Raw genomic sequence first — 25,639 nt, 5'->3', positions numbered from 1 at the left:
TACACCTGATTCGTCCTACTCGGCCATCCGCGTGCGGCCGGTCCAGCGGAACACGACGGGCGCGCCGCCGACCCCGGTGTCGGGTACGCGCTCGAAATGCTCGTGGCCGCCGTAGTACGACACCTTGATCTTCTCCTCGTGCGACTGCACGCGCTGGGCGCGCAGCTCGACGGGCATGCCGACGGGGCCGCCTTCGAGCATCGCCTCGATGAGTTCGTGGGCGTCGAGATGGGTAGTGGGTTGGGTGTTCTGGCTCATAGGTCAGCCTCCGCCGGGATCGAGGTGCTGCCGGGATTCGAGGTGCTGTCGCCTTGCCTGGAAACGACTCTAGGACCCGGCTGTGACATAGCCCACCCCTGAGGCGCACCCCTATTGCCACCCGCACTGACGGATTAGGGGCGTCGGCCGGGCCCCGGAACAGGAAACAATCTTGGCCGTGTCGGTCAGCGTCGTGATCCCGAGCACCCTTGAACGCAAGGTGGTGGGCGAGTGCGTCGCCGCCGCCCTCGACTCCGCCGCCCGGCTCGGCCCCGATGCCGAGGTGCTGCTGGTGGCCAACCGCGTGCCTCCCGGCGTCACGTACGAGGGCCCGGCGAGCCCCGCCCTGCGCGTGCTGCACTCCGATCCGCCGGGCGTCTCCCGCGCCCGCAACACCGGCGTCGCGGCGGCCCGGCACGACACCGTCCTCTTCGTGGACGACGACCTGATCGTGCCCGAGTCCTGGTGCGCCGACATGCACCAGGCGCTCAAGGCCGGGCCCGTGGCGGTCAGCGGGCCGGTGCGGCTGGCGGTGCTCGGCCCGATCACCGCGTTCATGGACCACCAGCGGTTCTACGACGCCTCCCCCCTCGACGGGCACAGCGGCGGGCTGCTGGTCACCGCGAACGCCGGCTACCGCCGCGACATGGCCCCGCCCGGCGCGCCGTTCGACGTCGAGCAGCACCCGAACGCGGGCGAGGACACCGACCTCGCCCTGCGGCTGCGCGCGGCGGGCGGCCGGATCGGCTGGCTCGACAGCTGGGCCACGCCCCTGCACTACGTGGACGAGGACGTGTCGGCGCTGGCCGGCCGGGCGCTGCGGGACGGCCGCAGCTGTGCGCGGCTGCACTTCCGCTACGGGCTGGAGGCGCGGGCGCAGTTCCTGCCGTCGCCGTGGCGGGTCTACTCCGCGGCGCTGGCCGGGCGGCCCGACTGGTACCGCCAGTTCGCCGAGCTGGACTCGGTGCCGGTCCGCGGCGCGTTCGCCACGATGGCGTTCATCTACTCGACCTGCCTGCACGCGGGCTACCTGCAGGAGACCGGGCAGCTGCTCGGGCATCCGCTGCTGGAGGTGGACGCCGAGCCGCTACTGGCCGAGCTCGACGGGCTCATCGCGGCGGCGATCCCGGACGGGCCGGCGTGGAGCGCCCTGGCCGCGCGGCTCACGCCGGAGCCGCGACCGGACATCGCCCATCTCGTGCCCCTGGCCGCGATCGCGGCCGCGTTCCAGCGTCACGCCCCGCGCACCGGTGTGCCGCCGCGGCATGTCCTGCAGTACCTGAACCGGTCCGAGGGGGCCTGGGTCGCGGAGCTGCTCGCGTCGGCCGAGCGCACCACGGCGCTGTGGCAGCGGCTCGAACGACGCTCGGACCTGACGCTGGAGACGGTGGAGCGGGAGGGCCGCGAGGCCGGGCTCAGCCTCAGCCAGACCTGCGGCTACCTCGACCGGTTCGTCGCCGGCCGCCCGCTCATGCCGTCAGCTCAGCCACGCGCCCGGCAAGCTCGAGATAACGGTCGCGGTATCCGGCGTACGGAAAGTCGCTCTGCCACGGCTTCCTGGGGCCCAGGAAATGCGTGATGGCCACGTACCGGGCCGCCCGCGGGTCGCCCGGCCACATCCACCACAGGATGGTGTCGTTCCATTTCGACTCCAGCTGGTGCCACCGCCCGTACGTGACCAGGTTCAGCGCGTCCTGATCGGGGAAGCGGAGCCGGTCGTGGTTGGCGCGCAGGTATTCGAAGCAGCCCTCGGTCACGCCGGTCTCGCGCCACACCGGCAGGTTCATGAGCAGCACGCCCGAGTTGAAGTAGGGCGCCCGGCGGCTGACGTGCGCCCCGGCGCCCGGTACGCCGCCCTCATGGCCCATCGAGAGCGTGAAGCCGTCGCGGACCGCGCCGAGCGGGGCGCGGCCCATCGGCCGGGCGAACAGCCCGCTCAGGTCGCCGCCGACGATCGTGTCGCAGTCGAGGTAGAGCAGGCGCGTCATGCCGGGCGGCACCAGGTCGGGCAGGAACAGGCGCAGGTACATCCCGGCGCTGATGTAGCGGTACTTCTCCTGCTGTGCAATGGGCATCGAGCGGAAACCGTCGTCGGCGGTGAGGAATCGCGCGTGCGCCCGCTCCTCGATCTGGCGGCGGAAGGCGTCGACCACCCGCGGCTCCAGACCGGCCGGCGTGAGCAGCCAGAGCGTGAGGTCGTCGCGGTGGGTGTGGGACTGCAGGATGGACTCGATCGTGACGTGGGCGTAGGTCGCGTACCCCTCGTCGAAGGCGAGCGCGATGTCCATGTCGGTTCCCCTCAACGCGTGAACGAGCGGAGGTAGGTTCGATGATTGAGGAGATTCTGCCCGAGGAATCGATCGCCGTCGAGGCGACCACCGACCTCTCCGACGCAAAACTGTGGCCCGAGGAGGAACCCCTAGTCGCCGGCGCGGTCGAGAAGCGGCGGCTGGAGTTCACCACCGCCCGGCACTGTGCCCGGCAGGCGCTGCAGCGGCTCGGGGAGCCGGCGGTGGCGCTGCTGTCCGGGCCGAAGCGGGAGCCGCTGTGGCCGGCCGGCATCGTGGGCAGCATCACCCACTGCGCCGGATACCGGGCCGCGGTCGTCGCGCGCGAGCGCGACCTGGCGTCCGTCGGCGTCGACGCCGAGCCGAACGAGCCCCTGCCCGACGGGGTGCTCGAGTCGATCGCGCTGCCGGGCGAGGCGGCGCGGGTCGGCGCGCTGCTGCGGGCGCGGCCGGAGGTGCGCTGGGACCGGCTGCTGTTCTGCGCCAAGGAGGCCGTCTACAAGACGTGGTTTCCCCTCACCCACCGCTGGCTGGACTTCCACGAGGCCGACATCACCTTCGGGACCGGCACGTTCACCGCGACGCTGCTCGTGCCCGGCCCGCGCTTCGAGGGCCGCTGGCTGGCCCGCTCCGGGCTCCTGCTCACCGCGATCGCGCACCGATGAGCACGGCCCTCGGCATCGACGTCGGCGGCACCAAGGTCGCCCTGCGCCTCTCTTCCGGCTTCGACGCCACGTTAGCGTGGCCCGACTCCTCCACCGCACAGCAGGACCTTGCGCTGCTGGGTTCGTACGTCCGGGGCCTCGAGTTCGACGCGGTCGGGGTCGCCATGCCGGCCACGATGGACGGCGACGGTCGCGTGGTCGCCTGGCCCACCCGCCCCTCCTGGATCGGCCTCGACCTGCGCGCCGAACTGCTTCGGATGCTCGCTCCGGCGACCGTGCAGGTGGCCGACGACGGTGACCTCGCGGCGATCGCCGAGGCGGACGCGGCCGGCTGCGCCGACGTGGTCTACCTCGGGGTCGGCACCGGGATCGGTGGCGGGGCCGTGGTCGGCGGCCGGCCGTGCCCGGGGCCTTCGCGCGGGTCGTGCGAGGTCGGGCACATGATCATCGACCGCGCCGGGCCCCGCTGCGACTGCGGCCGGGCCGGGTGCGTGCAGGCGGTCGCCTCGGGGGCCGCGACCCTGCGGCGGGCGGGTGTGACCTTCGACGAGCTGCGCGACGGCTGGCTCGCCCGCGACGCCCGGGCGGTGTCCGCCGTGGAGGAGAGCTGCGCCGCGCTGGCCGCGGCCGCGGTCGGCCTCGGGGAGCTGTTCCGCCCGGCGCTGACCATCATCGGGGGCGGGTTCGCGGCCGGGCTGCCCGGATTCGTCGAGGCCGTGGCCGAGCACACCGCGGCGCTGGGCCGCCCCGGCCACCCTCCGGCGCCGGTGCGAGCGGCGACGCTCGGCGGGCTCTCCTCCCTGCACGGCGCGCTCCTGCTGGCCCGGGCCGGGGATTGATAGGGGTGTCGGGGTCGCGGGCCCCCGGCTACGGTCGGATCATGGAACCGGCGCGTCTGCTGGCCGTCAGCGACCTGCACATCGTCTACGCCGAGAACCGCGCGTACGTCGAGCAGCTGCGCCCGGACAACCCCGGCGACTGGCTCATCGTCGCCGGCGACGTGGCCGAGCTGTTCGCCGACATCGAGTGGGCGCTGCGCCTGCTCAGCCGCCGCTACGCGCAGGTCATCTGGGCGCCGGGCAACCACGAGCTGTGGACGCCGCGGGAGGACCCGGTGCAGCTGCGGGGCGTGGCCCGGTACGAGGCGCTGGTGAGCCTGTGCCGGGAGCTCGGGATCGCCACGCCGGAGGACCCGTACGTCGTCTGGGACGGCACCGGCGGCCCGGTGACCGTCGCGCCCCTGTTCACCCTGTACGACTACTCGTTCCGGGTCCCGCAGGCGCGCTCGAAGGAGCACTCGCTGGAGCTGGCCTACGACGCCGGCGTGGTGTGCACCGACGAGATGCTGCTGCACCCGGACCCCTACCCGTCGCGCGAGGCGTGGTGCGCGGCCCGCATCGCGGCGACCGAGCGCCGCCTCGAGGCCCGCGAACCGGGACTGCCGACGGTGCTCGTCAACCACTACCCGCTCGTGCGGGAGCCGACGAACATCCTGCGGTACCCGCTGTTCGCCCAGTGGTGCGGCACGACGCGCACGCGCGACTGGCACCGCCGCTTCGACGCCGCGACGGTCGTCTACGGGCACCTGCACATCCCCCGCTCGACCGTGCACGACGGGGTGCCGTTCGAGGAGGTCTCGGTGGGGTACCCCCGCGAATGGCGCCGTCGCGGCACTCCCCCGCGCCCGCGCGCGATCCTGGGCACCCGCGTCCCGGCGCCCTGAGTGCCCTGAGTGCCCTGAGCACTCAGGCGGCCGCGTGCCGCAGCGTGCCCGTGAACGGGCTGTGCCCGGCGAGCCGGACGGTGCACGCGAAGCCCCGCACCGCCTGGCCGGGGACGCCGTCCTGGAACTGCCAGAGGTAGCCGGATTCGTACCGCGCGTCGGCCGCGCCGGTCCAGGCCCGCGCGGCGGGCGGGCACAGCTCGTCGTGGAGCGCGAAGATCTGCTGGGTCATCGGCGTGGTCGCGTACTGCGCCGTGAGGTCACGCAGGAGGGTCACCTCGTCGGTGGCGTCCGCGCAGCGCGAGCGAGCCGAGCACCGCCAGCACGACGACGCCGAGCACGACGAGCACCGCCCGGGAACGGCCCGGCCGGGGCGGCGGCGGTGTTGGTGTTGGTGTCCACCCGCGCCACGCCACGACCTCCGGCCCCGTCATGACCAGGATGCTAGGTCCGCCCGACAGCCCCAGGCAGCCCGGCAACCGAGTGCTGCCCGGACCGACATCCGGCGTTCACACGACCCCCGGCCGCCGGCCGGACGGGGGCGCTACGACTGGTACGCGGGGACGCCCAGCAGCTCGTCGACCGTCACGAAGCGGTAGCCGCGCGACAGCAGGCCCTCGATGGTCTCGCGCACGGCGGTCACCGTCTCGGCACGGTTGCCGCCGCGCCCGTCGAAGCCGTCGTGGAAGATGAGGATCGAGCCCGGGCGCGTCTTGGCGATCGCGCGGCGCGCCATCCGGACCCCCGACGGCTGGAACACCTCGAAGGCGTGCCCGAACTCGCCCGCGACGGGGTGCAGGCCGCCCCGGCGCAGCATGCGCAGCAGGGCCGGCTGGCGCCACAGCCACGGCGTGCGGGCCAGCGCCGGCGTGTGGCCGGTCACGCGCACCAGGATCTGCTGGGTCTGCTCGACCTCCCGCGCGAACGCGTTCGGGCGCAGATAGGTGCCGAAGCGGTGGCTCAGCGAGTGGTTGCCGACCACGTGCCCCTCGTCGATCACGCGCCGGGCCGTCTCCGGGTGCCGCTCCACGCAGTGCCCGACGTGGAAGAACGTGGCCCGGATGCGGTGCGCGGCCAGGATGTCGAGGATCTGCGAGGTGTAGGGCTCGTTCGGCCCGTCGTCGAAGGTCAGCGCCACCACGCGGTCGTCGGCGGCCCCGTGGTACGGATAGTCGCGCTTCGACGGCGCGAACGGCGACATCAGCAGCCAGTACGCCCCGCCCAGCGCGGCGAGGAGCACCAGCACGGCCACGGCGGTCATCGGCCCGCCAGGGTGGCCTCGAACGACCCGTCCTCGTCGCGGAACGCCGGCGCCGAGCCGAGCACGCGCCTTCCCGCGATCCGGTTCACCGCGTACGTCAGCAGGTAGTGCACGGGCAGCGTCACGAACAGGTTGTACCCGAGCCCGCGGCTCAGGCGCCGGCCCGACGTGAAGGTCGGGTTGGCGTGCTCGTAGACGACCCGGCCCCGCCGACGCAGCCGGCGCAGCTGGTCGAGCTCGTCGCCGCCCTGGGTCAGGCTGGTGTCGTAGCCGGTCCACGCGTCCCGCCGGAAGGCGATGTTCGTCGCGCTCGCGTACGTGGCGCGGCCGGTCACCTTGTAGACCGCGTTCACGGCGCCGAACAGCATCCGGGCGTACACCCGGCCCCAGCGCGGGCCGTCGGCGTACACGCACGGGCCGACCACGGCGGCGATGCGCTCGTCGGAGCGGAACCGGGCGTCGATGCGGCTCAGCCAGTCGCGGCCGTGCACCGTGTCGGCGTCGGTCGAGATGACGATCTCGCCGCGCGCCTCCTCCGTGCCGCGCTGGCGGGCGTTGCACACGCCCGGCACCGGCTCGGCCACGACCCGCGCGCCGAAGTCGCGGGCGATGCCCGCCGTGTCGTCCGTGCAGTTGTTGTCGACCACGATGACCTCGAACACTCCGTCGAAGTCCTGCTTACGCAGGGAGAGGAGCGCGTCGGTGAGGTATCCGGCCTCGTTGTAGCACGGGATGACAACGCTGATTCTGGGCCTCTCTGTCATGCGATCGAGTCTTGAACTTCGCGGCCTTCGGCACGATCCGGAACTCCCCCGAATTCGACCGGGGGCTTTCCCCCTAATCCACCGTGGTGCGAGCCCGATCGAAGACGACCGACCACGGCCCCGGCGCGCCGAGGATGCGGCCGGGGGCGGCGGCCGGGGGCGCCAGCACGGCGCCGGCCAGCGCGCCGAACCGTTGCGCGGCCGGGTGCGGGGCGCGCCGCGGCCACACCGCCGACGTCTCCTGCCACAGCGGGTCGCCGGCGAGGGGCCGCCACGCGACCCGCGGCTCGCGCCGCACGGCATCCTCGCGCTCCAGCCCGACGCCGAGCCCGGCGAGGACGAGCCCGCACAGGAACTCCGGATTCCGGGCGTGCCGCACCCGCGACGGCATGAAACCGAGTTCCCGGCAGGCGCCGATCAGGGTGTCGTACCACTGCGGCGCCGTCGCCCGCGGAAACACCACGAGCCCCTGACCGGCGAGCTGGTCGGCGGTGAGCTCGGTGAGCCGGGCCAGCGGCGAGACCCGCGGCAGCACGACGCCGAGGCGCACCCGGGTGACCGGGCCGCACTCCAGGTCGGCCGCGTCGACGGGGTGGTGCACGAGGCCGACGTCCAGCCGCGCCGCGGCCAAGAGCTCGAGCTGTTCGGCGGTGGTGAGCTCCTGCAGGTCCACGTCGAGGCCGGGCGCCTGCTCGCCGAGCCGGCGCAGCAGCTCCCCCAGGGCGGCCGCCGGGGTCTCGGGCGGCACCCCGGCCCGCAGGGTGCCGAGGTCGCCGTCGCGGATGCTGTGCATGAGCGTGCGCAGCCGGCGCTCGGCCGCCAGGAACTGCGGTGCCTCGTCGCGCAGGGCGCGGCCGGCGGCGGTCAGCTCGGTGCCGCGGGGCAGCCGGTCGAACAGGGTGACCCCCAGCTCCCGCTCGAGGCGGCGCATCGCCTGGCTCAGCGGCGGCTGGGCGATGCCGAGCAGCTCCGCGGCCCGGCTGAAGTGCAGCTCCTCGGCGACGACGAGGAAGTACCGCAGATGCCGCGACAGGTCGACCATACAGTGACCATATGTCGGAACATATGTCGATCGAGGGGATCTTCACCGCCGCCGGGGTCCAGGGCCGGCTGCACGCGTGCGACCTCGACTCGGGTCGGGCCGTGGGCGTCGGCGCCGACGAGCCCGTCGTGCTCTCGTCGATCGTCAAGGTGTTGCTGGTGCTCGAGTTCGCCCGCCAGGTCGCGGCGGGCACCGTGGACCCGGCCGAGCGCGTGGTCATCGGCGCCGGCGACCGCTTCGGCGGCTGGGGCACCGCCGGGTGCGCCGACGACGTCGAGGCCTCGCTGCGCGATCTCGCGTACTTCGCCATGTCCGTCAGCGACAACACCGCCGCCGACGTGCTGCTGCACCGCCTCGGCGGCCCGGACCTGCTCGGGCTGCTCGCCGCCGAGCTCGGCCTGCACCGCACGCGGGTCGCCGGCGGCCCCCGGCAGCTGCTCGAGTCGATGTTCGCCGACCTCGGCGCGCGCGACGACGCCGAGTTCGCGCGGCTGTTCCCGACGCTGCCGCCGCAGCGGGTGGCGGCGCTGCGCGTGTTCGACCCCGAGCGCACGACGTCGAGCACGCCCGAGGAGCTGACCCGGCTGCTCGGGCTGATCTGGCGCGACGAGGCCGGGCCGCCCGCGGCGTGCGCGGCGGTCCGCGACCTCATGGCCCGCCAGCTGTTCTGGACCCGGCTGCGGTCGGGGTTCCCGGCCGAGGTGCGGGTCGCGGGCAAGACCGGCACGCTGCCCGGACTGGCGATGGAGATCGGGGTCGCGGAGTACCCGGACGGCGGCCGCTACGCGATCGCCGTCTTCGTCAGCGGCGGCGGGCGCGTCCCCCGCATCGAGGCCGATCTGGCGCTCGGCCGGGCCGCGGCCGAGGCCGTCGGTCTGCTGCGTGACCAGCGCTGATATGCGATCGGATATGGGCCGTACGATATCCCGGTCTTGGACAGCCCGAGCCCGGCGATGCTTGGGTGGTCGCCATGTCCGACACTCGTGACCTCAACCGCCGCGCCCTGCTTCGCACCGCCGTCGCCGGCACCGCGGTCGCCTCCGGGCTCGCCGCCACGACCGGCCCCGCCGCGGCCTCGCCCGCACGCTCCCGCGCCGGGACGTTCCGCTGGTTCGGCACCTCCGGCTGGCGCATCGACGTCAACGGGCGCACGGTGCTCGTCGACCCGTACCTCTCCCGCTACCCCACCGGCCTGTTCACCGGCGCGTTCGACCCGGCGACGCCGCTGCGGGTCGACCCCGACGCGATCGGGCCGCGCATCGGCCGGCCGGAGACGGTGCTCGTCACCCACACGCACTGGGACCACTTCAACGACGTGCCGCACATCGCGAAGACCGTCGCCGGCGTCCGCGTCCTCGGCACCCTCACCGCCTACCACCTCGCGCTCGCCTCGGGCGTGCCGAGCGCCCAGGCGATCCCGGTCAAGGGCGGCGAGCAGCTCGACTTCGGCGACTACACCGTCGAGGTGATCGCGGCCCTGCACAGCCGCAACACCGCCTACTCGCTGGCGTTCCCGGGCGTGCGGCTCACCCCGCCGCCGGCCCCGACGACGATCGCGGACCTGCCCGAGGGTGACACCCTCGCCTACCAGGTGACGATCGCCGGCGGCCCGAAGGTCTTCTTCATGGGCGGCAGCGACTTCGTCGAGCGCAACCTCACCGGGCTGGCCCCGGACGTGGCGATGATCGCGCTGCCGGCGGGCGGGGTCGTGCACGACTACACCGGGCGGCTGCTGCGGGCGCTGGACCACCCGCGGGTGGTCGTGCCGGTGCACTGGGACGACTTCGAGCGGCCGCTGCGCAATCCTCCGGCGGTGGCCTCGTCCGACGCCGCGAAGCTGGACGCGTTCATCGCCGCGATCCGCAAGGCCTCGCCGCGCGCGACCGTGCTGCGACCCGAGTACGACACGCCGTACACCTTCTGACCCAGAGGCGGGACCGTATTATGGTGGCGATGACGACCGCCACCGCGCCGACCTCACAGCCGTGGGTGCCGACGTGCCCGGCCGGGGTCATGCGCCACCCGGGGACGAACGGGTGGCTGTCGTCGTGGGGCACGAACGCGCACGGCGAGATCGCCGGCTGCCCGCCCGGACTTCACCGCAGCTGACCTACGGTTCCCCTGTGCCGCCCGGCGCCGGGGTCTTCGGTGACGCCGGACGGGTGATCTGTGGTGGACATGAGCCGTGTCGGGGCCGCGCTGCGCCGTGACGTGGTCGGGGGCGTGCTGCTCACGGTGGCCGCGGTCGTCGCGCTGGCGTGGGCGAACTCGCCGTGGTCGCATGCGTACGAGACGATGCGCACGACCGCGTTCGGCCCGGCCGGCTGGCATCTGCACCTGACCCTGAACGAGTGGGCCGCCGACGGGCTGCTCGCGGTGTTCTTCTTCCTCGTCGGCAACGAGCTCAAGCAGGAGTTCGTGCACGGCGAGCTGCGTCACCCGCGGCGGGCGGCCCTGCCCGTCGTCGCGGCCGTGGCCGGCGCCGTCATCCCGGCGCTGGTGTTCGCCGCGGTCAACGCCGGCCGCGGCGAGCTCTCGGCCGGCTGGGGCATCCCGATGGCCACCGACGTCGCGTTCGCCGTCGCCGTGCTGGCGATGGTCGGCCGCGGCCTGCCGCCGGCGCTGCGCACGTTCCTGCTGACCCTCGCCGTGGTGGACGACCTCGTGGCCATCGTCGTCATCGCGGTGTTCTACGCCGGGGCGCTGAGCTGGGCGCCGCTCATCGCCGCGATCGGACTGCTGGCCGCGTTCGGGCTGCTGCAGAGCCCCCGCGCGGCCCGGATGCTGCCGGCCCGGGTGCCGGGGTGGGCCGTCGGGGTGCCGCTGGCCGTCGCCATCTGGGCTCTCGTGCACGCCAGCGGGGTCCACGCGACGATCGCCGGCGCGGCGATGGGCCTGCTGATGCGGGCCCGGGCGGTGCCGGGCGAGTCCGAGGACCCCAGCCACCGGGCCGAGCGGCTGCTGCGGCCGGTCACCGCCGCCGTCGTCCTGCCCGTCTTCGCGCTGATGGCGGCCGGGGTCTCCTTCCGCACCGGCGATCTGTTCGCCAGTACCGTCGCGATCGGCGTCATCCTCGGCCTCGTCGCCGGCAAGGTGCTCGGCATCGCCGGCGGGACCTGGCTGACCGTCACGCTGACGCCGGCCGAGCTCAACCCCGACCTGAGCTGGTGGGACATCCTCGGCCTGGCCCAGCTGGCCGGGATCGGCTTCACCGTCTCGCTGCTCATGGCCGAGCTGTCCTACCCGGACAGCGAGCGCCTGGTCGACGACGCCAAGGGCGGCGTGCTCGTCGGCTCGGCGGTCGCGGTCGTCCTCGGCACCGTCACGCTGTCGATCCGCTCGGCCCGGTACCGCGCCCGTCCCCGGGGCGCGGCTCAGCCGCCGTTGTAGTGAGCAGCTCCTGCAGCTCCGGCAGCCGGCCGAACAGGACGGGGAGGCCGCGCACGCCGTCGCGCACGGACTCGTGCGACAGCGCGAGGTCGGGGCCGGCGCCGGCCTCGACACCGGCGAGGCAGCGCAGGATGTTCCACCTCGTGTGCCCCAGCCAGCCGCCGATCATGAACACGAACCAGCTCGGACCCCACGGCGGCAGCGCTCCGCCCCCGGCGATGTAGCCGTCGAGCACCGAGCGGAAGACGGCGGGCCGAATGTCGTCGAAGCCGGGCCCCTTCGCGAGGCTCAGCGCGGTCGAGCCGAGCTCACCGGACAGGTCGAGCATCCCCGAGAGCTCCCAGTCGAGCACCACCGGCCGACCCTCCCGAGCGAGCAGGTTCCACGGCTGGATGTCCCCGTGGGTCAGCACGACCGGGCCCGGCCGCTCGCAGGTGTCGACGAAGCGGGCGATCGCGAGGAACGTCTCGACCTGGGAGGCGAGTTCGCCGGCCCAAGGCTGTGCGGTCGCCGCCGCCCGCTCGGCGAGGTCGGGCCAGTCCCGCGACGCCGGGCCCTCGATCGGGACGTCGGTCCACGCGACGTCGAGCGCGTGGATGCGCGCGAGAATCTCGCCGATCTCGAACGCGTACGCCACCGGCACCGGCGCCTCGGGCACCTTCTCGCCCTCGACCCACCGGTGCACGAGCGTGCCGCGACTCGCCGAGATCGGCTCCGGCATCGGGATGCCGGCGGCGAAGGCGGCCCGCTCGAACCTGAACACGTCCTCGGCGCGGTAGTCCCAGCGACGATCGAGGACGTTCAACTCCTTCACCGCGAATGACCCCTGGTCGGTGTCGAGCCGGTACATCCGGTTGGCGAACCCGCCGCGGACACGGACGATCGGACCGAGCGGCGCGCCGAGACGTGAGAGGTCCACCCCGCGTAATCTAGGGCCGGCCACTGCCGATACGACACGGGACAGCGGGAATCGAACAGTTTCAGTAGCCTCTGCGCCATGGGGATGCAACGGCGGGCTTTGCTCGCAGCGATCGGCGGGGCGGCCCTGGTGGCGCCCGCGCTCTCGGTTCAGTCGGCCGCGGCGGCGGATGTGTATCCGTCGAATACCGCGCTCTACGCCGATCCGGCGCTCGTGGAGGGCACCGACTGGGGGCGGCGGTTCCGGCGGCACGCGGCCGTCGACGACAGCGAGACCACCGCGTCGCCCGCGCTGAGCGGGACGGCGATCGTGGCGCCACACGGCGGCGGGATCGAGCCCGGCACATCGGAGCTCTGCCTCGCGATCGCCGGCTACCACCCCGCGACGATGGCGGCGACGGGCGGGGCGCTGTACGACTTCTGGATGTTCGAAGGCCTGCGCGCGTCGAACAACGGGGTCCTGCACGTCACCTCGACGCACTGCGACGACCCCTACGCCCGCGCGATCTGCGGCGGCGCCACGCGCGCCGTGTCGCTGCACGGCTGCACGCCCAGCCAGGCCGGCTTCCCGGACGGCACCCAGGCCGTCCTCGTCGGCGGCGGCGACGCGGCCCTGCGCACGGCGCTGCGCAACCAGCTCGTCGCGGCCGGCATCACCGCGGTCGACGCGGGCGGGGTCGGCGAGCTCGACGGCAACGACCCGGCGAACATCATCAACCGCACGCTGTCCGGCGCGGGAGCGCAGCTCGAGCTGACGACGCCGCTGCGCACGGCGATGTTCGGCACCAACACCCGCGCGGGCCGGCGCAACACGACGACGACCACCTTCTGGACCTTCGCCGGGGCAGTCCGCGCCGCCCTCTGACCGCCGGTCGGACGTTTGGTCCGTGACTCGCCCGGGTTGATGGGCGCTCGATGGTCCCGCTCGTCGACACGAGCGGGGCCGGCCTGCGGATTCGTCGCGATCGCATTCCACGGCCGTCCGGTCCACATGGCAGCCGGACGGCCGCGGCGCGTTGGCTGATCGGGCAGGTCGCTACTCGTCTTCCGGCGCTTTCCATACGACTGCCGGTTTTGTAGCGTGGTGTCGCCACCGTCGGCTATCAGAACGTAGCGCAAGGAGTTGGCCAGTGCCGGATGTCCAGGTGCAGCTTCCGTCCGGTGAGACCGTCTGGGTCACGGTGCCGGAAGAAGACGGACCTTCGAACGTCAGCGCTGCCGAGGTGTTGCACCGGCTCGACCTGGCCGATTTCCGAGCGGTGATCCAAGGCGTGGCGCGCACTACCAGGGCGGCCCTGGCGGGCCTGCGCCCACACGAGGTGAGCGTCGAGTTCGGCATCGGGCTCGCGGTGAAGACCGGCAAGCTGACCAGTGTCCTCGTCGAGGGGGGCGCCAACGCCTCCATCAAGGTCACCGTCGGTTGGAAATCCGCCGACCTGGATGAAGCCGCACTCGAGGCGGCGCCGGCCCAGTCGCAGTGACTGATCCACGGCTGGTCCTTCAGCAACTGCTCGACGGTGCCCTGGTCTGGGTCGGCGTAGCCGGCCAGGAGGGCACCGCGCGCGGGGGATCCGGCGTCTGGATCGCGCCGGGACTTGTGCTCACCTGTGCCCATGTGGTGCCGGCGACGGGTCAGCCCGTCCGTGTCGGCCGCTCGGGCCGGTACCGGTCGGGAACAGTTCTCGACCGCGCTCCGAACGCCGGCACGGGCCGACTTTGGCCGTATCCGGACCTTGCCCTGATCGAGGTCGACGACGACGACGACGATCATCCGTGTGCGTGGCTCGCGGAATTGCCCAAGACCGTCGGCGCGCCGGTCATGGCCTTCGGGCACTCCGCCATCCTCGACGTCCGCCTCGAGCCGTTCTACCTCGGTGGGACCGTCGGCGGCTTTGCGACGTTCGGCGCGGGCGAGTTGTGGCAGTTCACCGAGAACGAAATTGGTCCCGGCATGTCTGGCGGGCCGGTGCTGGACCTGGGCACCGGCGCCGTGTGCGGACTTGTCACGACGACCCGGGCAGAGAACAGCAACCGTGGTGGTTTCTTTGTTCCCACCGCGGGCCTGCGCGGCCTGCACGGCACACAACGAGGCGCCGCGCTGCGCCGGCACGATCGGTTCCACGCGCGGGACGACCGGTGGACCCGCGCTCGCGCGGTGTTGCCGCCCACCGCAGCCGCGATACTCGTGCCCAACTGGATCAAGGCGGAGGAGGAGGCCGAGCTCATCGGCGCCCTCGCCGACTGGCCAGAGCATACGAATCGGACCAGCGCCGACGGCGCCGGGCTGCGCGATCGCGTCTATGGGCTGCTGGACGAGGGCATCAGCGATACGAAGGATCTGCAGCCATTGCTGCGGTTGACGGATGACCTCGCGGCGGAGGCCGCCGGATCGGATCTCGGCCGGCGGCTGTACGACTGGACCACCGCGGTGGCGGCCCGGATCGGGGTCTATGGCGCGCTGACGCAGCGACGTCACAGGCCCAGACCCACGGCGGAGGCCGGGCAGCCGCATACGGTGGTGGTCGTGATCCGGCCGGGAACGCGTACTCCGGATCAGTATCAACTCGACGTCTGGATCCACCGGTCGGACGGGCTTGTCACACACGCCTACTGCGACAGCGACGCCGTACACACCCTGGACGACGCGAAAGCTCTCGTTTGCACGCAGTTGCGGGTCATCATTCGCGGCCTCGAAGGCAACGCCGGAATTGAGTTCGCAGTCCCGATCGAGTTGTTCGGCGAGGCGTTCGACGAGCTCGTTCCCGCGGCGCCGACGACCAGCCTCGGCCGCAAATACCGGGTCGTCCTTCGCGACCTCGAACGGATCGAGGACCGGACCTCCCACACCGACTGGCGCCGCCGCTGGAAGCGGTTGCACGACGCCTCCGGCACCGAGCCGCACTGGCTACCCTGCGTCGGCATACCCGAGCCGACGCATTTCGCCGCAGAACTCGAACTCGAGACCGACGTCGCAATGATCGCGCTACGCCGACCACCCGACTTCCCACCGAGCTACGAGGCCCTCAAGGTCGCACTGGATGCCGGCGTCCCGGTTGCCGTCTGGCGCCGTGGGAGCTGCCCTGAGCATGACGCCGGAATCCCTGACCAGCCCTGCACCGGCGACCGCTTCCAGGCCGCCTTCACCGCCGAGCGGACAGTCAGCCAAACGATGCCGCTTCCTGACCTGATCCGCCGGCTGCGGAACCGAGTGGTCCATGAGCCAGGCCACGGATGCCGGGATGTGGTGCTGCTGTGGGACGACCCGAGCCGGTTGCCCGCACTCACCACCCCATTCGTGGCGCCAGCCCCGAGGCATCCGCAGCCGCCGGAACAGGAGTCGACATGACGGAATGGCACCTCTTCACCGGCGACGGCTCGCCGAAGACGTGGACCGAACCACCCACGCCCCCTTGGCGGCGGTTCGCCGGCGGCCCGCTCGTCGAACTGGATCCGGACAGCGCGGCCGACGATCGCCCGGGTGACCTCGAGCGGGCCGTCGCCTACCGCGCCGATCCGGCGGAGGTCGACCTCGTCAACGCTGCCGTTTACCTGCGCCGACCGATACTGGTCAGCGGCAAGCCAGGCACCGGCAAGTCGACCCTGGCCTATGCGGTCGCCCATGAGCTCGGGCTCGGCCCGGTCCTCCGATGGCCGATCACCAGCCGCACGACGTTGCAGGACGGGCTCTACGCCTATGACGCAATCGGCCGGCTCCATGACGCCAACCTGGCCGCCCACCACCAGGGCCCGGCTTCCGGCATCGGACGGTACATCCAGCTAGGCCCGCTGGGCACGGCCCTGCTGCCGTACGCGAATCCCCGGGTCCTGCTCATCGACGAGATCGACAAGAGTGACATCGACCTGCCCAACGACCTGCTCAACGTCTTCGAGGAGGGTGAGTTCTCGATACCCGAGTTGGCTCGGATCGCAGACGTCGAAGCGGATGTGGATGTTCGGGTTCCCTATCTCGCCTCACCGGCCCGCATCCACCGCGGACAGGTTCGTTGCCGTGCGTTCCCGCTGGTGCTGATGACCAGCAACGGCGAACGGGACTTCCCGCCCGCCTTTCTACGGCGGTGTGTCCGGCTCGATCTCGCGGAACCCGACGGGACCCGCCTGGCTAGCATCGTTGAAGCTCATCTCGGCGCGGACGGCGCGGCCGGAGCCGATCTGATCGAACGGTTCCTGGCCGCTCGTAGTCACGGCGAGCTCGCCACCGACCAACTCCTCAACGCCATCTTCCTCACCGCCAGCACCGCCGACCTCGGCGGCGACCGCGCCGCGCTGGCCGACCTGGTGCTGCGTCACCTGTCCACCCGGTAGCGACGATGAGTGCCGCCGGCCTTCGCGCTCTTCTCGCCGATCTGGTCACGGTGCTGGCCGACGCCGGGCTGAGGCCGACGGCGCTGGAGGTCGCTGAGGCGGTGTGGCTGGCACAACACATCACCGCCCACGACCCGGCGAACGGCGTCTCCGACGTCGCGGCCCGGCCGCGGCCCGACGACGAAACCGTCGGGACGATGCCGCCGGTTCCAGCCGAACCGGTCCCCGATCCGCCGATGGACACGCTGAAGGCGATCGCTCCGCCGGACGCCGGACAAACGACCCAGGGACGCGGCGGCTGGATGCCACAGGCGCCGGCCCTGCCGGATCGAAGCGACATCCTCCGAGCACTCCGCCCCCTCAAGCACCAACGCCCGGGCCGGGGTCGGTCGCGGTTGGACGAACAAGCGACCGCGACCTTCATCGCCGAAACCCGAATGTGGATTCCGGTCATGCGGCCCACCGTCGAACGGTGGCTCGACGTCGCCGTGATCGTCGACGGCGCGACCTCGATGTCCGTGTGGCGACCGCTGGCCGCCGAGCTCGTCGCGATGTTCACCCAGCTGGGCGCGTTCCGTGACGTCCGCCTGTGGCGGCTCGCCGACGACGGGACGCTGGTCTCGCCGGGTGGCGTCGCCCATCGACCCGAGTGGCTGATCGCACCCAACGGTCGACGCATGTACGTGGTGCTCACCGACGGCGCCGACCCTCAATGGCACGACGGCCGCTGGCCGGCCGTTCTCGGCACCTGGTCCGCCACGGGACCGGTCGTGGTATTGCAGCCGTTGCCGGAACGCATGTGGAGCCGGACCGGTCTGCGCACCCAACCCGGACAATTTCGGCCACGGCCGACTGGCGACCGCTACGACCGTCCCCGGTTCGCGGTTCGCCGGCGCGGCACGTACCGGCCGCTGGCCGATGGCACACAGGCCGTTCCGGTCCTGCGAATCAAGCCGCCCTGGTTCGAAGCCTGGGCTCGCCTTGTCGTCGGTTCGGATGCCAGGCCGATCGAACTGTCGGCCAGCGTCATTGATGCGCCATCGATGCACTTGGACCGGCCCGGGACGGCTGCGACAACTCCGCAGTCAGCCGAACAATACGTCCAGATCTTCCGGGCAGTCGCCTCGCCGGCCGCCTACCGCCTGGCGGTCTGCCTGTCAGTGGTCCCGCTGACCGTGCCGGTCATGAGCCTGGTCCAGCATCTCATCGAGCCCGGGAGCGGCCCGGAGACGCTGGCCGAGGTCATCGTCGGGGGCCTACTCACCCACGTCGCCGAGGACACTTACGACTTTCTGCCCGGAGTACGGCAGGCACTGCTCGGGAGACTGCGCCGGTCGGAGGCGGCGCTGGTGCTTTCTTCGGTCACCCGGTACCTGACCGACCGAGACAGCATGCTCGGCCCGACATTTCCGGTTGTCGCCGCCCGCGACGACGGTGGGCCGGTGCGCACCCTGCCGGAGTCGCTCGGTTGGCTGCCGCCCGACGTGGCCGCGCGCTGGGACCGTCCAGCACGAGCGGCGGCCGACATCCGCGCGGACACCGGCTCGGGTCCGGCTGCCGCGGCGATCGACGACCGGCTGGCCCCCGAGCTGGCCGCGATGTACTCGCGCTACGTCGATCTGCTCGCCCCTGACACGCACCCGACCGACGCGGGACCGCTGACCATCACCGTCCGGACTGCGGAACCCGTGTCCCGGCCCCGCATTGTGGCCCTTGCGCGCGCCGCCGTAGACCGGCACCGGCCAGGCACGGCCGTGACGGTCAAATTGGCCGTCGACCCGTTGCTGCCCCCGCCCGGCTACACCATCACCATCACGCCTGAACCGTGGACGATCGCCTTGCCCATCTCCGCGTCGCCGGACCCGGCGATCGCGTTCGAGACCACTATCGGATCGCTCGTGTTCAGGTTCCGTCTGAGCCATCGAGCATGGCTGCAGTTCGGCCGCGGACCCGACCTGCCCGACGGCCAACTCGCGCTGCCGGATCACCTGGTCACGATCCCGCGCGGTGCACTACTGGAGATACGTGCGGAATCCGATGGGCGCTGCCTGCTTCGGCGCCGGTCGGCTCGAAGCGACTTTGCCGTGGTCGTCGACGGCCGTCGGCTCGCGTGGGACGAAGTAGTGCCGATGGCAGATGGGGGCACCATCGAATACCTTGCGTCCGACGGCCAAGGCACGACGATGCAATATCGGCTGTCCAGATCGACGACCCCGCCGCCGGCGAGCATCCAACCGCTGGCCGATCCGGCGACGTCCCACGCCGTCATCGTCGGGGTCGCCGAATACCGGGCTCTGCCGGCCCTGCCCTCGGTCTCCGCCAGCGCTCAAGCGCTCGCCTCGGCTTTGACCGATCCGGATGTCTGGGGCCTGCCGCCGGAGAACTGTCACGTCATCCTGAACCCCACCGATCCCCGCGGAGTGCTCGAACCGCTGCACGCGGCAGCTTCCAAATGCCGGGCCGCCCTCTTCGTCTACTTCGCCGGGCATTCGCTCACCATCAATTCGGAGGCCTACCTCGCCCTGTCCAATACCACAGCGGACAAACCGTGGACGGCTCTCCCCTACCACCACCTGTCTCGGCTGATGGCTGACAGCGCCGCGAACGCTCGTGTCATGATCCTCGATACCTGCGACACCGGCTCGCGGCGACCCGACAGTCGGGCGGATGACTTCGAACCGGCGGGGGGCTGGGAGGCACAAGGCACACACGTCATGCGTTCGGCCAACCCGGCTCCGGCGAACTTCGCGTCCCCCGGCGAACCGACGTCCTTCACCGCGGCGCTGCTCGACCTGATGAACAATGGTGTCCCCGGCGAGCGCGAGGTCATGTCCCTCGATCTGGTCTATCAGCAGCTCCGCCGCTCACTGACCGCGGAAGGTCGTCTGCAGCTCAGTCAGTATTCCGAGGGAGACACGCACCAGGTCGGCCTCATCCGGAACCGGGCAGCCTCCGCGCCCGCCGCGCCGAACCCGCGCCGGCCGGCTGCCTTTGGCGTTGATCCAGTCACCAACGCCCGGCTGGCAATCGACGGACTTGGCCCCGGCATCGCTGTGACCTGGACATGGCCGTCCGATGCCACGGCCGTCGAGGTGACGCAATTCCGGCGAGGAGGTGCCTCTTACGTGCACAGAGTCACCCGACCGCAATATCTGGCCGTCGGCTGCCGGATCCCCTCAGGCCCGGAAACCGCCCAGGCCAGTCTTCGAAGCGTCGCACCCGGCACAAGGGGCGAGGTGTTCTCGCTTCCCGTCGCATTGTCGCTCACACCCCCGTCTCGAGCCGGCGCTTCGGAATTCCATCACGACGCAGTCCGGCTTTCGTGCTCGTTCAGGCGGGTCGGGGTCTTCAACCGCCGCACCTACGAACTTGCCGTCACGGTCGACAGGCCCGCCCGAAACGTCGAGCTGGAGGTGCAGGCGATCGACCCGTCAGATCCTTCGATGGTCGAAAACATCGCACGGTACGTCGGGCTGTCACTCGTCCCGGGAGCTCCATTTGTCGCAAGCCTGCAGCTGCCCTTGGGACTGGCTCGGCCATTTCACCTGAAGGTGCTCGCATATTCGATCGATGCGGAGCTGCGGCCGGTGGGCGGCCTACTCGTTCGATAGCGACACGCGTCAGGCGTTACGCTCCGGCACGTCGTGGATCTCGACGTGCTGTCCCGTGAGCAGGACGGCACCGTCATCTCCAGCACCACCGCGGCGGTCTTCGGTGTGGGCGCGGCCTTCGCGTTGGCCGGGGCGATCCCGGCGGGCCTGCAGAGCTACGCCATGTCGCTCTACACGCTGGGCAGCGGTGCGCCGGTGCTGCAGGCCGGCTGGGCCGACCTGGTCGCGGGAGACGTGTTCCTGGTCAACGGGCAGTCGAACGCGGCGGCCCAGAAGCGGATCACGACGTTCCTGCCGACCGGCGGGAACTACGCCCGGCTGCTGGACCGGGCACAGCACGCCGGGGTGGTGGGCTCGATCCGGGGCATCCTGTGGTAACGGCGGCACGCTCATGTGGCCCGCCGGCGGGCTGTGGAACGGATTCCACGCCATCACCGCCGGCGACTTCAACGGCGACGGCAAGACCGACATCGCGGGCGTCGACGCCGCCGGCATCACGAAGCTCTACACCGGAACCGAACGGCAACCTCACCGGCGACAGCGTCATGTGAGAGACAGACCGTCGGGCATCTGACGTATCAGGGAAGTACGTGCTGACACCGATGCCGGGGTTCCGGTCCGATTCCTACCTTGGGCGCATGCCGCCCGAACGCGGCGGACCGGAACCCCCAGGACGGCCTTCCATGCGACTGCGAATCGTCTTCCTGTTGTGCGCCGCCGGCCTGGCCGACAGGAAGGACCACCGACCGTGAAGAGACTCCGCCGGCATCTCCTCATCGCGGCGGCCGCCGCGTCGGCCTTTGTCGCGGGCACCGCCTTGCCTGCCGCGGCGGCCACCGTCAATCCCGGCGCGTTCGCCGGGGACGGCTACATCGGCCCGGTCGCGCTGACCGCGCCGGCAACCATGTCGGGCGGCCGGTACACGCTCTCCGCCGACGGCCGATACGGGGTGCTGATGCAGCCGGACGGCAACCTCGTCATCTACACCGCCGGAAGCCAGGCGGTCTGGTCGACGGGAACATCGGGCCAGCTCTGAGCGCCGGATCGGCCCGATCCCGACAACGGCCGGCGATGCGTCGCGGGCGGCAACCCCGCCCGCGGCGCCCCCCGATGTGGTGGCTCGTCACCAATCGCACCAGCCATTGGTAGCTGTTGCCGTATCCGTTGTTGCCGTAGCCGCCCTACCACGACCACGGCCCCACCAGCCGAACACGCGCACACCTGGGGGGCGTGACGCCGATGACCTGCGGGGGCGCCTCGCCGGCCGTAGACTCCAGCAATGGGTGTGCAATGGATCAAGCCCAATATCCGCTCCGACGATCTCGAGGGCAGCCGGGCGTTCTACCGCGACGTCGTCGGGCTGCAGGAGCAGGGCGGCCTCGACTGGATCCTGTTCTTCGGCACGGACCGGCGTGAGGTGCAGCTCGGCGTCATGAACCTCGACATCAAGGCCGGCGTCCACCCCGACGTCTCCATCGAGGTCGACGACGTCGACGCGGTGCACGATCGGGCCGTCGCCGCCGGTGCCGAGATCGTCTACCCCCTGACCGACGAGGAGTGGGGCCTGCGGCGCTTCTTCGTCCGCGACCCGAACGGCACGGTCATCAACGTCACGCAGCACGCGTGATCCGGGGATCGGCGCGCTCGGGGGCGTGACGCCCGGCCCGCACGCCGGAGGCGTCCGCGCTACCGGTAGGCGGCCGCCTGGATGCGGTACAGCTCCGCATACTGCCCGCCGCGGGCCATCAGCTCCTCGTGGGCGCCGACCTCGGCCACGCGGGCACCGTCGAGCACGATGATCAGATCGGCCATCCGCACCGTGCTGAACCGGTGCGACACGAGGATCACGATCCGGCCGTTGGCGGTGTCGCGGCGCGCGCCGGCCGCATACCGCTCGAACAGGGCGTGCTCGGTCTCCGCGTCCAGCGCGGCGGTCGGCTCGTCGAGCACCAGCAGCAGGGGTTCGTCGCGCATGAAGCCGCGGGCGAGGGCGAGCTTCTGCCACTGGCCGAAGGAGACCTCCACGCCGCCGGGCCACGCCGGTCCGAGCTGCGTGCGCAGGCCGGAGGACAGCTGCGCGACCACGTCGTCGGCTCCCGCGCGGCCGACCGCCGACCCGACGGCGGGCTCCTCGTCGAGGCGCGGCAGGTCGCCGAGGCCGACCGTGCGCTGGGCGCGCAGCTCGAAGCGGTAGAAGTCCTGGAACGCGCCCGCCAGCCGGCGCCGCCACTCGTCCGCGGGCATCGCGGCCAGGTCGGTGCCGTCGACCAGCACGCGGCCGGCGGTCGGCTCGTACAGCTTCGCCAGCAGTTTGACGAGCGTGCTCTTGCCGGCGCCGTTCTCGCCGACGATCGCGACGACCGCACCGGCCGGCAGCGTCAGGTCGACGTCCTGCAGCACCAGCTTCGAGCCGCTGCCGGGGTAGGCGAACGACACCCGGTCGAGCGTGATGCCGCCGGTCAGCGCGTCGGGCACCGGCACATCGGCCCGCTCCGCGAACGCCGCCGCGTAGTCCTCCAGCCACGCCAGCCGTCGCGAGCCGTCCATCCAGATGCCGCGCAGGAATCCGATCTCACCGACCGTCGCGCCGACGTACGCCGACAGCTGCGCGCCCGCGGCCAGCACCAGCAGCACGTCTCCGGGGGACGCGGACAGCACCGAGGAGACGTAGACGACCGCGGCGACGTAGCCGGCCCCGAAGACCGCCCAGGCGGCGGCGTGCCACACGGCCGATCCCCGGCGCGCCGACGCCATCGGCGCGTACCAACGCTCCCATGCCTCCCGGCGCCGGGCCACGAGCCGATCCGCGATGCCGGTGACCCGCACCTCCTTGCCGGGCGGCGCGGTGGTGGCGAGGCCGAACAGGTGCCGGGCCAGGCGCAGCGACGCGGCCTCACGCTCCTGCACCGCCCGCTCGACCGCCGGGCGCCACGCCGAGGTCAGCACCGTCGGCACCGCGAACAGGGCCAGCAGCACGAGCGCCGGGCTGATCGAGGCCAGCAGCGCGATGGTGACGGCGAGGCGCAGGATCCAGCCGAGCGTGGAGAAGACCGACATGTACATGTGGTCGAGCACGAAGACCTGATCGCGCAGGACCGACAGCCGGTCGAGATATTCGGGGCGTTCGTGGTGGGCGACGGTCACGATGGACGCCTGGAGGCGGGACACGTGCGACTCCAGCGCGATCGTCACCTTGTCGCGGAACCGCCGGTGCTGGCGGGCCGCCACCGCGCTCAGCAGCCACGTGCCGGCACCGGAGACGGCCAGTCCCGCGCCGGCCCCGTAGACGAGGGCGTTGTCGTGCTCGGCCAGCCCGTCCGCGAGCAGTTTCAGCCACAGCGCGAGCAGCGCCTCCGGCACCGCCGCCAGCAGCGCCAGCGCGAGAGCGACGCCCATGAGCCTGGGCTCGTAGCGGTAGCCGAGCTTGCACAGCCGCCACATCGACACCAGCGCCGGCGGCAGCGGCTCGGCCTCGTCGGCCGCGGCGGACGGCGAGGCCTCACGCGAGGACGTCATCGGTGGCCACCTCCTCGTCGTCGTCCTGCGGCCGGTCGGCGGCGAAGCGCTGCGCCTGCCGGTCGAACATGGTGCGATACCGGCCCGCCAGGGCGATGAGCTCGTCGTGCGTGCCCAGCTCGACGACCCGGCCCTCCTCCAGCACGCAGATGCGGTCGGCCTTGCGCACGGTCGAAAAGCGGTGCGACACCAGGATGGTCGTGCAATGCCTGGTCTGCTCCAGGACCCGTTCGAAGATCTCCGCCTCGCCCCGCACGTCCAGCTGCGCCGTGGGCTCGTCGAGCAGGACGACGCCCGCACCGAGCCGGACCGCGCACAGCGCCCGCGCGAGTGCGATGCGTTGCCACTGGCCGCCGGAGACGTCGGTGCCGCCGGGGTATCCCTTGGAGAGCACGGTGTCCAACCCGGCGAGGTCCCCGGCCCCGGCGGCCTCCAGCGCCGCGCGGATCACCTCGTCCGGCGCGCCGGTCGGGGCGACGTTGTCGCGCAATGGCAGCTCGAAGCGGATGAAGTCCTGGAACACGGCCGTGACCCGGGTGCGCCACGCGGTGAGGTCGAGGTCGCGCAGGTCGACGCCGTCGATCTCGATCGAGCCCGAGGTGGGGTCGTAGAGCCGGCACAGCAGCTTGGCCAGCGTCGTCTTGCCGGCCCCGTTGCGCCCGACGATCGCCAGCGATGTCCCGGCCGGAATGGTGAGATCGAAGTCCCGCAGCACGTCCTGCGCGGCGGTGCCCGGATACGCGAAGTGCACCGAGCGGAAGCGGATCTCCTTCGCCGGCTTCCCGTCGGCGGGAACGTCACCGGCGGGCAGGGCGCCGGCGGGTCCGGTCCGGGGGCCGAGCCGCAGCACCGCGGCCACCGGCGCGGCGGCGCCGTCGAGGGCCCAGTTGAGCCCGCCGAACGCGATCATCGAGGCGCCGAGCGCCGCCTGGGCGAACGTCACCAGGCCGCCGAGGCTCAGCCGGCCGCCGAGCACCGCGTCGATCAGCGACCAGAACACCAGCACGTTGGCCGCGACGGTCACCACGACGCTCACCGCGAGGGACCGCTCGCGCATCCGGGTCGCCTCGTACTGCAACCGGTGCAGCCGCACCCGCCGCTCCACGAACCGCTCGATGACCCAGTCGACCAGGCCGAACAGCCGGATCTCCTTGGCCGCCGGCGCGTTGACGGCGAGCTGGTAGGCGTAGTCGGCCTCCTGCTGGGCCGAGCGGACCTCGTCGGTGTTGCGATCCTTCCACACGCCGCTCTCGCGGAGCAGCCAGTGCGTGGCCAGCCAGGCGCCGCCGAGCAGCAGCGGCGCCCACCATGCGTAGCCGGCCAGCACCACCGCCGACGCCAGGCCGCTCAGCAGGGTCACGAGCCCACCGGCGATGAAGTCCACGGACGCGGACAGCGGCGGGCCGGTCATGCCGGCGTCGAACTCCCGCGCGACGGTCATGTCCTTGCTCAGCTCGCCGTCCTCGAGGTGGCCCATCCCGGGCGGGCCGGCCGCGGCCTCGGTGAGCCGGTCGTACAGCCACGCCGCCGTCCGGTCGCCGAGGTTCGCGCCGATCGCCTTGTGCACCGGCGCCAGGACCTGCAGCGCGACGAACACGACACCGGCGAAGGCCAGCGGCCCGGCGAGCGGACGGCCCTGCTGCACCGCGCCGACGAGCAGGCCCATGGCGACCGCGAACGCGGCGGGCAGCAGGCCGCGCAGCACCAGTACCGCCCACCAGGCGGCCGCGAGCGGGCGGTCCGCGTGATGCAGCACGCCGAAGAACTTCCACTCCTGACGTTCACGCAATCGGCGGATCACCGCTGCCTCCTGTCGCCTGTCGTGCCCTGCCTCCGTCGCCGAGCCTCCGTTCCGGTGGGTTCAGCAAACCACGGGGGTA

27 protein-coding genes are annotated in these 25,639 nt (G+C 72.1%); 17 read left to right on the top strand and 10 right to left on the bottom strand.

The features are described 5' to 3' along the window. Positions 1–15: 15 nt before the first annotated feature. The gene (locus ABT369_RS11105) at positions 16–258 is read right to left on the bottom strand and encodes a DUF5988 family protein (RefSeq protein ID WP_350611583.1); all 243 of its coding nucleotides are present in this window, start codon (positions 256–258) and stop codon (positions 16–18) included. A gap of 178 nt (positions 259–436) precedes the next feature. Between ABT369_RS11105 and ABT369_RS11100 the strand changes: the two genes are divergently transcribed. Further along, positions 437–1,837 (top strand): glycosyltransferase family 2 protein, encoded by a 1,401-nt coding sequence (locus ABT369_RS11100; RefSeq protein ID WP_350611582.1) that lies wholly within the window; start codon positions 437–439, stop codon positions 1,835–1,837. On the opposite strand, the gene ABT369_RS11095 is transcribed toward ABT369_RS11100, so the two are convergent. Beyond that, positions 1,728–2,546 (bottom strand): glycosyltransferase family 8 protein, encoded by an 819-nt coding sequence (locus tag ABT369_RS11095; protein ID WP_350611581.1) that lies wholly within the window; start codon positions 2,544–2,546, stop codon positions 1,728–1,730. The two genes, ABT369_RS11100 and ABT369_RS11095, sit on opposite strands and share 110 nt — an antisense overlap. A gap of 41 nt (positions 2,547–2,587) precedes the next feature. On the opposite strand from ABT369_RS11095, the gene ABT369_RS11090 reads away from it, so the two are divergent. From ABT369_RS11090 to ABT369_RS11080, 3 genes are read left to right on the top strand one after another with little or no spacing between them, the layout of a single operon-like run. Beyond that, positions 2,588–3,211 carry a 4'-phosphopantetheinyl transferase family protein gene (locus ABT369_RS11090; protein ID WP_350611580.1) on the top strand — a complete coding sequence of 208 codons (624 nt, stop codon included), beginning with the start codon at positions 2,588–2,590 and terminating at the stop codon, positions 3,209–3,211. Continuing rightward, entirely contained in the window at positions 3,208–4,050 is an 843-nt protein-coding gene (locus ABT369_RS11085; RefSeq protein ID WP_350611579.1) for an ROK family protein, read from the top strand. Before ABT369_RS11090 ends, ABT369_RS11085 begins: the two co-directional genes overlap by 4 nt. A 41-nt stretch (positions 4,051–4,091) precedes the next feature. After that, the gene (locus ABT369_RS11080) at positions 4,092–4,934 is read left to right on the top strand and encodes a metallophosphoesterase family protein (protein ID WP_350611578.1); all 843 of its coding nucleotides are present in this window, start codon (positions 4,092–4,094) and stop codon (positions 4,932–4,934) included. 22 nt (positions 4,935–4,956) lie between these two features. Here the strand turns inward: ABT369_RS11080 and ABT369_RS11075 are convergent, their stop codons facing one another. The 5 genes from ABT369_RS11075 to ABT369_RS11055 all read right to left on the bottom strand — a co-directional run bounded on the left by ABT369_RS11075 (position 4,957) and on the right by ABT369_RS11055 (position 8,001). Further along, positions 4,957–5,211 carry a hypothetical protein gene (locus ABT369_RS11075; protein WP_350611577.1) on the bottom strand — a complete coding sequence of 85 codons (255 nt, stop codon included), beginning with the start codon at positions 5,209–5,211 and terminating at the stop codon, positions 4,957–4,959. Then, the gene (locus ABT369_RS11070; protein ID WP_350611576.1) at positions 5,195–5,368 is read right to left on the bottom strand and encodes a hypothetical protein; all 174 of its coding nucleotides are present in this window, start codon (positions 5,366–5,368) and stop codon (positions 5,195–5,197) included. The genes ABT369_RS11075 and ABT369_RS11070 overlap by 17 nt, the downstream gene beginning before the upstream one ends. Positions 5,369–5,478: 110 nt before the next feature. After that, the gene (locus tag ABT369_RS11065) at positions 5,479–6,195 is read right to left on the bottom strand and encodes a polysaccharide deacetylase family protein (RefSeq protein ID WP_350611575.1); all 717 of its coding nucleotides are present in this window, start codon (positions 6,193–6,195) and stop codon (positions 5,479–5,481) included. Beyond that, a complete protein-coding gene (locus ABT369_RS11060; RefSeq protein WP_350611574.1) occupies positions 6,192–6,959 on the bottom strand; it encodes a glycosyltransferase family 2 protein in 768 nt (255 codons plus the stop codon). The genes ABT369_RS11065 and ABT369_RS11060 overlap by 4 nt, the downstream gene beginning before the upstream one ends. A 73-nt stretch (positions 6,960–7,032) precedes the next feature. Further along, positions 7,033–8,001 (bottom strand): LysR family transcriptional regulator, encoded by a 969-nt coding sequence (locus tag ABT369_RS11055; RefSeq protein ID WP_350611573.1) that lies wholly within the window; start codon positions 7,999–8,001, stop codon positions 7,033–7,035. A gap of 11 nt (positions 8,002–8,012) precedes the next feature. Between ABT369_RS11055 and ABT369_RS11050 the strand changes: the two genes are divergently transcribed. The 4 genes from ABT369_RS11050 (at position 8,013) to nhaA (ending at position 11,391) form a co-directional block, all read left to right on the top strand. Then, positions 8,013–8,897, top strand: coding sequence for a serine hydrolase (locus ABT369_RS11050; RefSeq protein WP_350611572.1), 885 nt, complete (start codon positions 8,013–8,015; stop codon positions 8,895–8,897). Between the two features lie 74 nt (positions 8,898–8,971). After that, entirely contained in the window at positions 8,972–9,925 is a 954-nt protein-coding gene (locus tag ABT369_RS11045) for an MBL fold metallo-hydrolase (RefSeq protein ID WP_350611571.1), read from the top strand. Positions 9,926–9,954: 29 nt separating this feature from the next. Continuing rightward, positions 9,955–10,110 (top strand): hypothetical protein, encoded by a 156-nt coding sequence (locus ABT369_RS11040; protein WP_350611570.1) that lies wholly within the window; start codon positions 9,955–9,957, stop codon positions 10,108–10,110. A 69-nt stretch (positions 10,111–10,179) separates the two neighbouring features. Beyond that, entirely contained in the window at positions 10,180–11,391 is a 1,212-nt protein-coding gene (nhaA, locus tag ABT369_RS11035) for a Na+/H+ antiporter NhaA (RefSeq protein WP_350611569.1), read from the top strand. Here nhaA and ABT369_RS11030 read toward each other — a convergent pair. Beyond that, on the bottom strand, positions 11,324–12,310 hold the full coding sequence (locus ABT369_RS11030; protein ID WP_350611568.1) for a phosphotransferase family protein: 987 nt from the start codon (positions 12,308–12,310) through the stop codon (positions 11,324–11,326). The genes nhaA and ABT369_RS11030 overlap by 68 nt on opposite strands. 78 nt (positions 12,311–12,388) lie before the next feature. Here ABT369_RS11030 and ABT369_RS11025 point away from each other — a divergent pair, with 78 nt between their 5' ends. From ABT369_RS11025 to ABT369_RS10985, 9 genes are all read left to right on the top strand, one after another. Continuing rightward, positions 12,389–13,174 (top strand): poly-gamma-glutamate hydrolase family protein, encoded by a 786-nt coding sequence (locus ABT369_RS11025; protein ID WP_350611567.1) that lies wholly within the window; start codon positions 12,389–12,391, stop codon positions 13,172–13,174. Between the two features lie 265 nt (positions 13,175–13,439). Next, positions 13,440–13,790 (top strand): CU044_2847 family protein, encoded by a 351-nt coding sequence (locus ABT369_RS11020; RefSeq protein ID WP_350611566.1) that lies wholly within the window; start codon positions 13,440–13,442, stop codon positions 13,788–13,790. Further along, entirely contained in the window at positions 13,787–15,655 is a 1,869-nt protein-coding gene (locus ABT369_RS11015; protein WP_350611565.1) for a VMAP-C domain-containing protein, read from the top strand. Before ABT369_RS11020 ends, ABT369_RS11015 begins: the two co-directional genes overlap by 4 nt. Next, on the top strand, positions 15,652–16,632 hold the full coding sequence (locus ABT369_RS11010; protein WP_350611564.1) for an AAA family ATPase: 981 nt from the start codon (positions 15,652–15,654) through the stop codon (positions 16,630–16,632). Before ABT369_RS11015 ends, ABT369_RS11010 begins: the two co-directional genes overlap by 4 nt. 5 nt (positions 16,633–16,637) lie before the next feature. Next, the gene (locus ABT369_RS11005) at positions 16,638–20,243 is read left to right on the top strand and encodes a caspase, EACC1-associated type (RefSeq protein WP_350611563.1); all 3,606 of its coding nucleotides are present in this window, start codon (positions 16,638–16,640) and stop codon (positions 20,241–20,243) included. A gap of 33 nt (positions 20,244–20,276) precedes the next feature. Then, positions 20,277–20,621: a hypothetical protein gene (locus ABT369_RS11000; RefSeq protein WP_350611562.1), complete on the top strand. Its 345-nt coding sequence runs from the start codon at positions 20,277–20,279 to the stop codon at positions 20,619–20,621. 13 nt (positions 20,622–20,634) lie between these two features. Next, positions 20,635–20,817, top strand: a complete 183-nt coding sequence (locus tag ABT369_RS10995) for an FG-GAP repeat protein (protein ID WP_350611561.1) — start codon at positions 20,635–20,637, stop codon at positions 20,815–20,817. A 174-nt stretch (positions 20,818–20,991) separates the two neighbouring features. Continuing rightward, a complete protein-coding gene (locus ABT369_RS10990) occupies positions 20,992–21,279 on the top strand; it encodes a hypothetical protein (protein WP_350611560.1) in 288 nt (95 codons plus the stop codon). A 243-nt stretch (positions 21,280–21,522) separates the two neighbouring features. After that, positions 21,523–21,870: a VOC family protein gene (locus ABT369_RS10985; protein ID WP_350611559.1), complete on the top strand. Its 348-nt coding sequence runs from the start codon at positions 21,523–21,525 to the stop codon at positions 21,868–21,870. 59 nt (positions 21,871–21,929) lie between these two features. Here ABT369_RS10985 and ABT369_RS10980 read toward each other — a convergent pair whose 3' ends face one another. Beyond that, complete coding sequence (locus tag ABT369_RS10980; RefSeq protein ID WP_350611558.1) at positions 21,930–23,759, bottom strand: ABC transporter ATP-binding protein; 1,830 nt, start codon at positions 23,757–23,759, stop codon at positions 21,930–21,932. After that, on the bottom strand, positions 23,743–25,560 hold the full coding sequence (locus ABT369_RS10975) for an ABC transporter ATP-binding protein (protein ID WP_350611557.1): 1,818 nt from the start codon (positions 25,558–25,560) through the stop codon (positions 23,743–23,745). The genes ABT369_RS10980 and ABT369_RS10975 overlap by 17 nt, the downstream gene beginning before the upstream one ends. Positions 25,561–25,639: the final 79 nt, after the last annotated feature.

Origin of the sequence: Dactylosporangium sp. NPDC000244 (assembly GCF_040300725.1) — a bacterium.
GTDB lineage: Bacteria > Actinomycetota > Actinomycetes > Mycobacteriales > Micromonosporaceae > Dactylosporangium.
The sequence above is the reverse complement of the archived record's forward strand: the minus strand, read 5'-3'. Positions and strand labels throughout refer to the sequence as shown.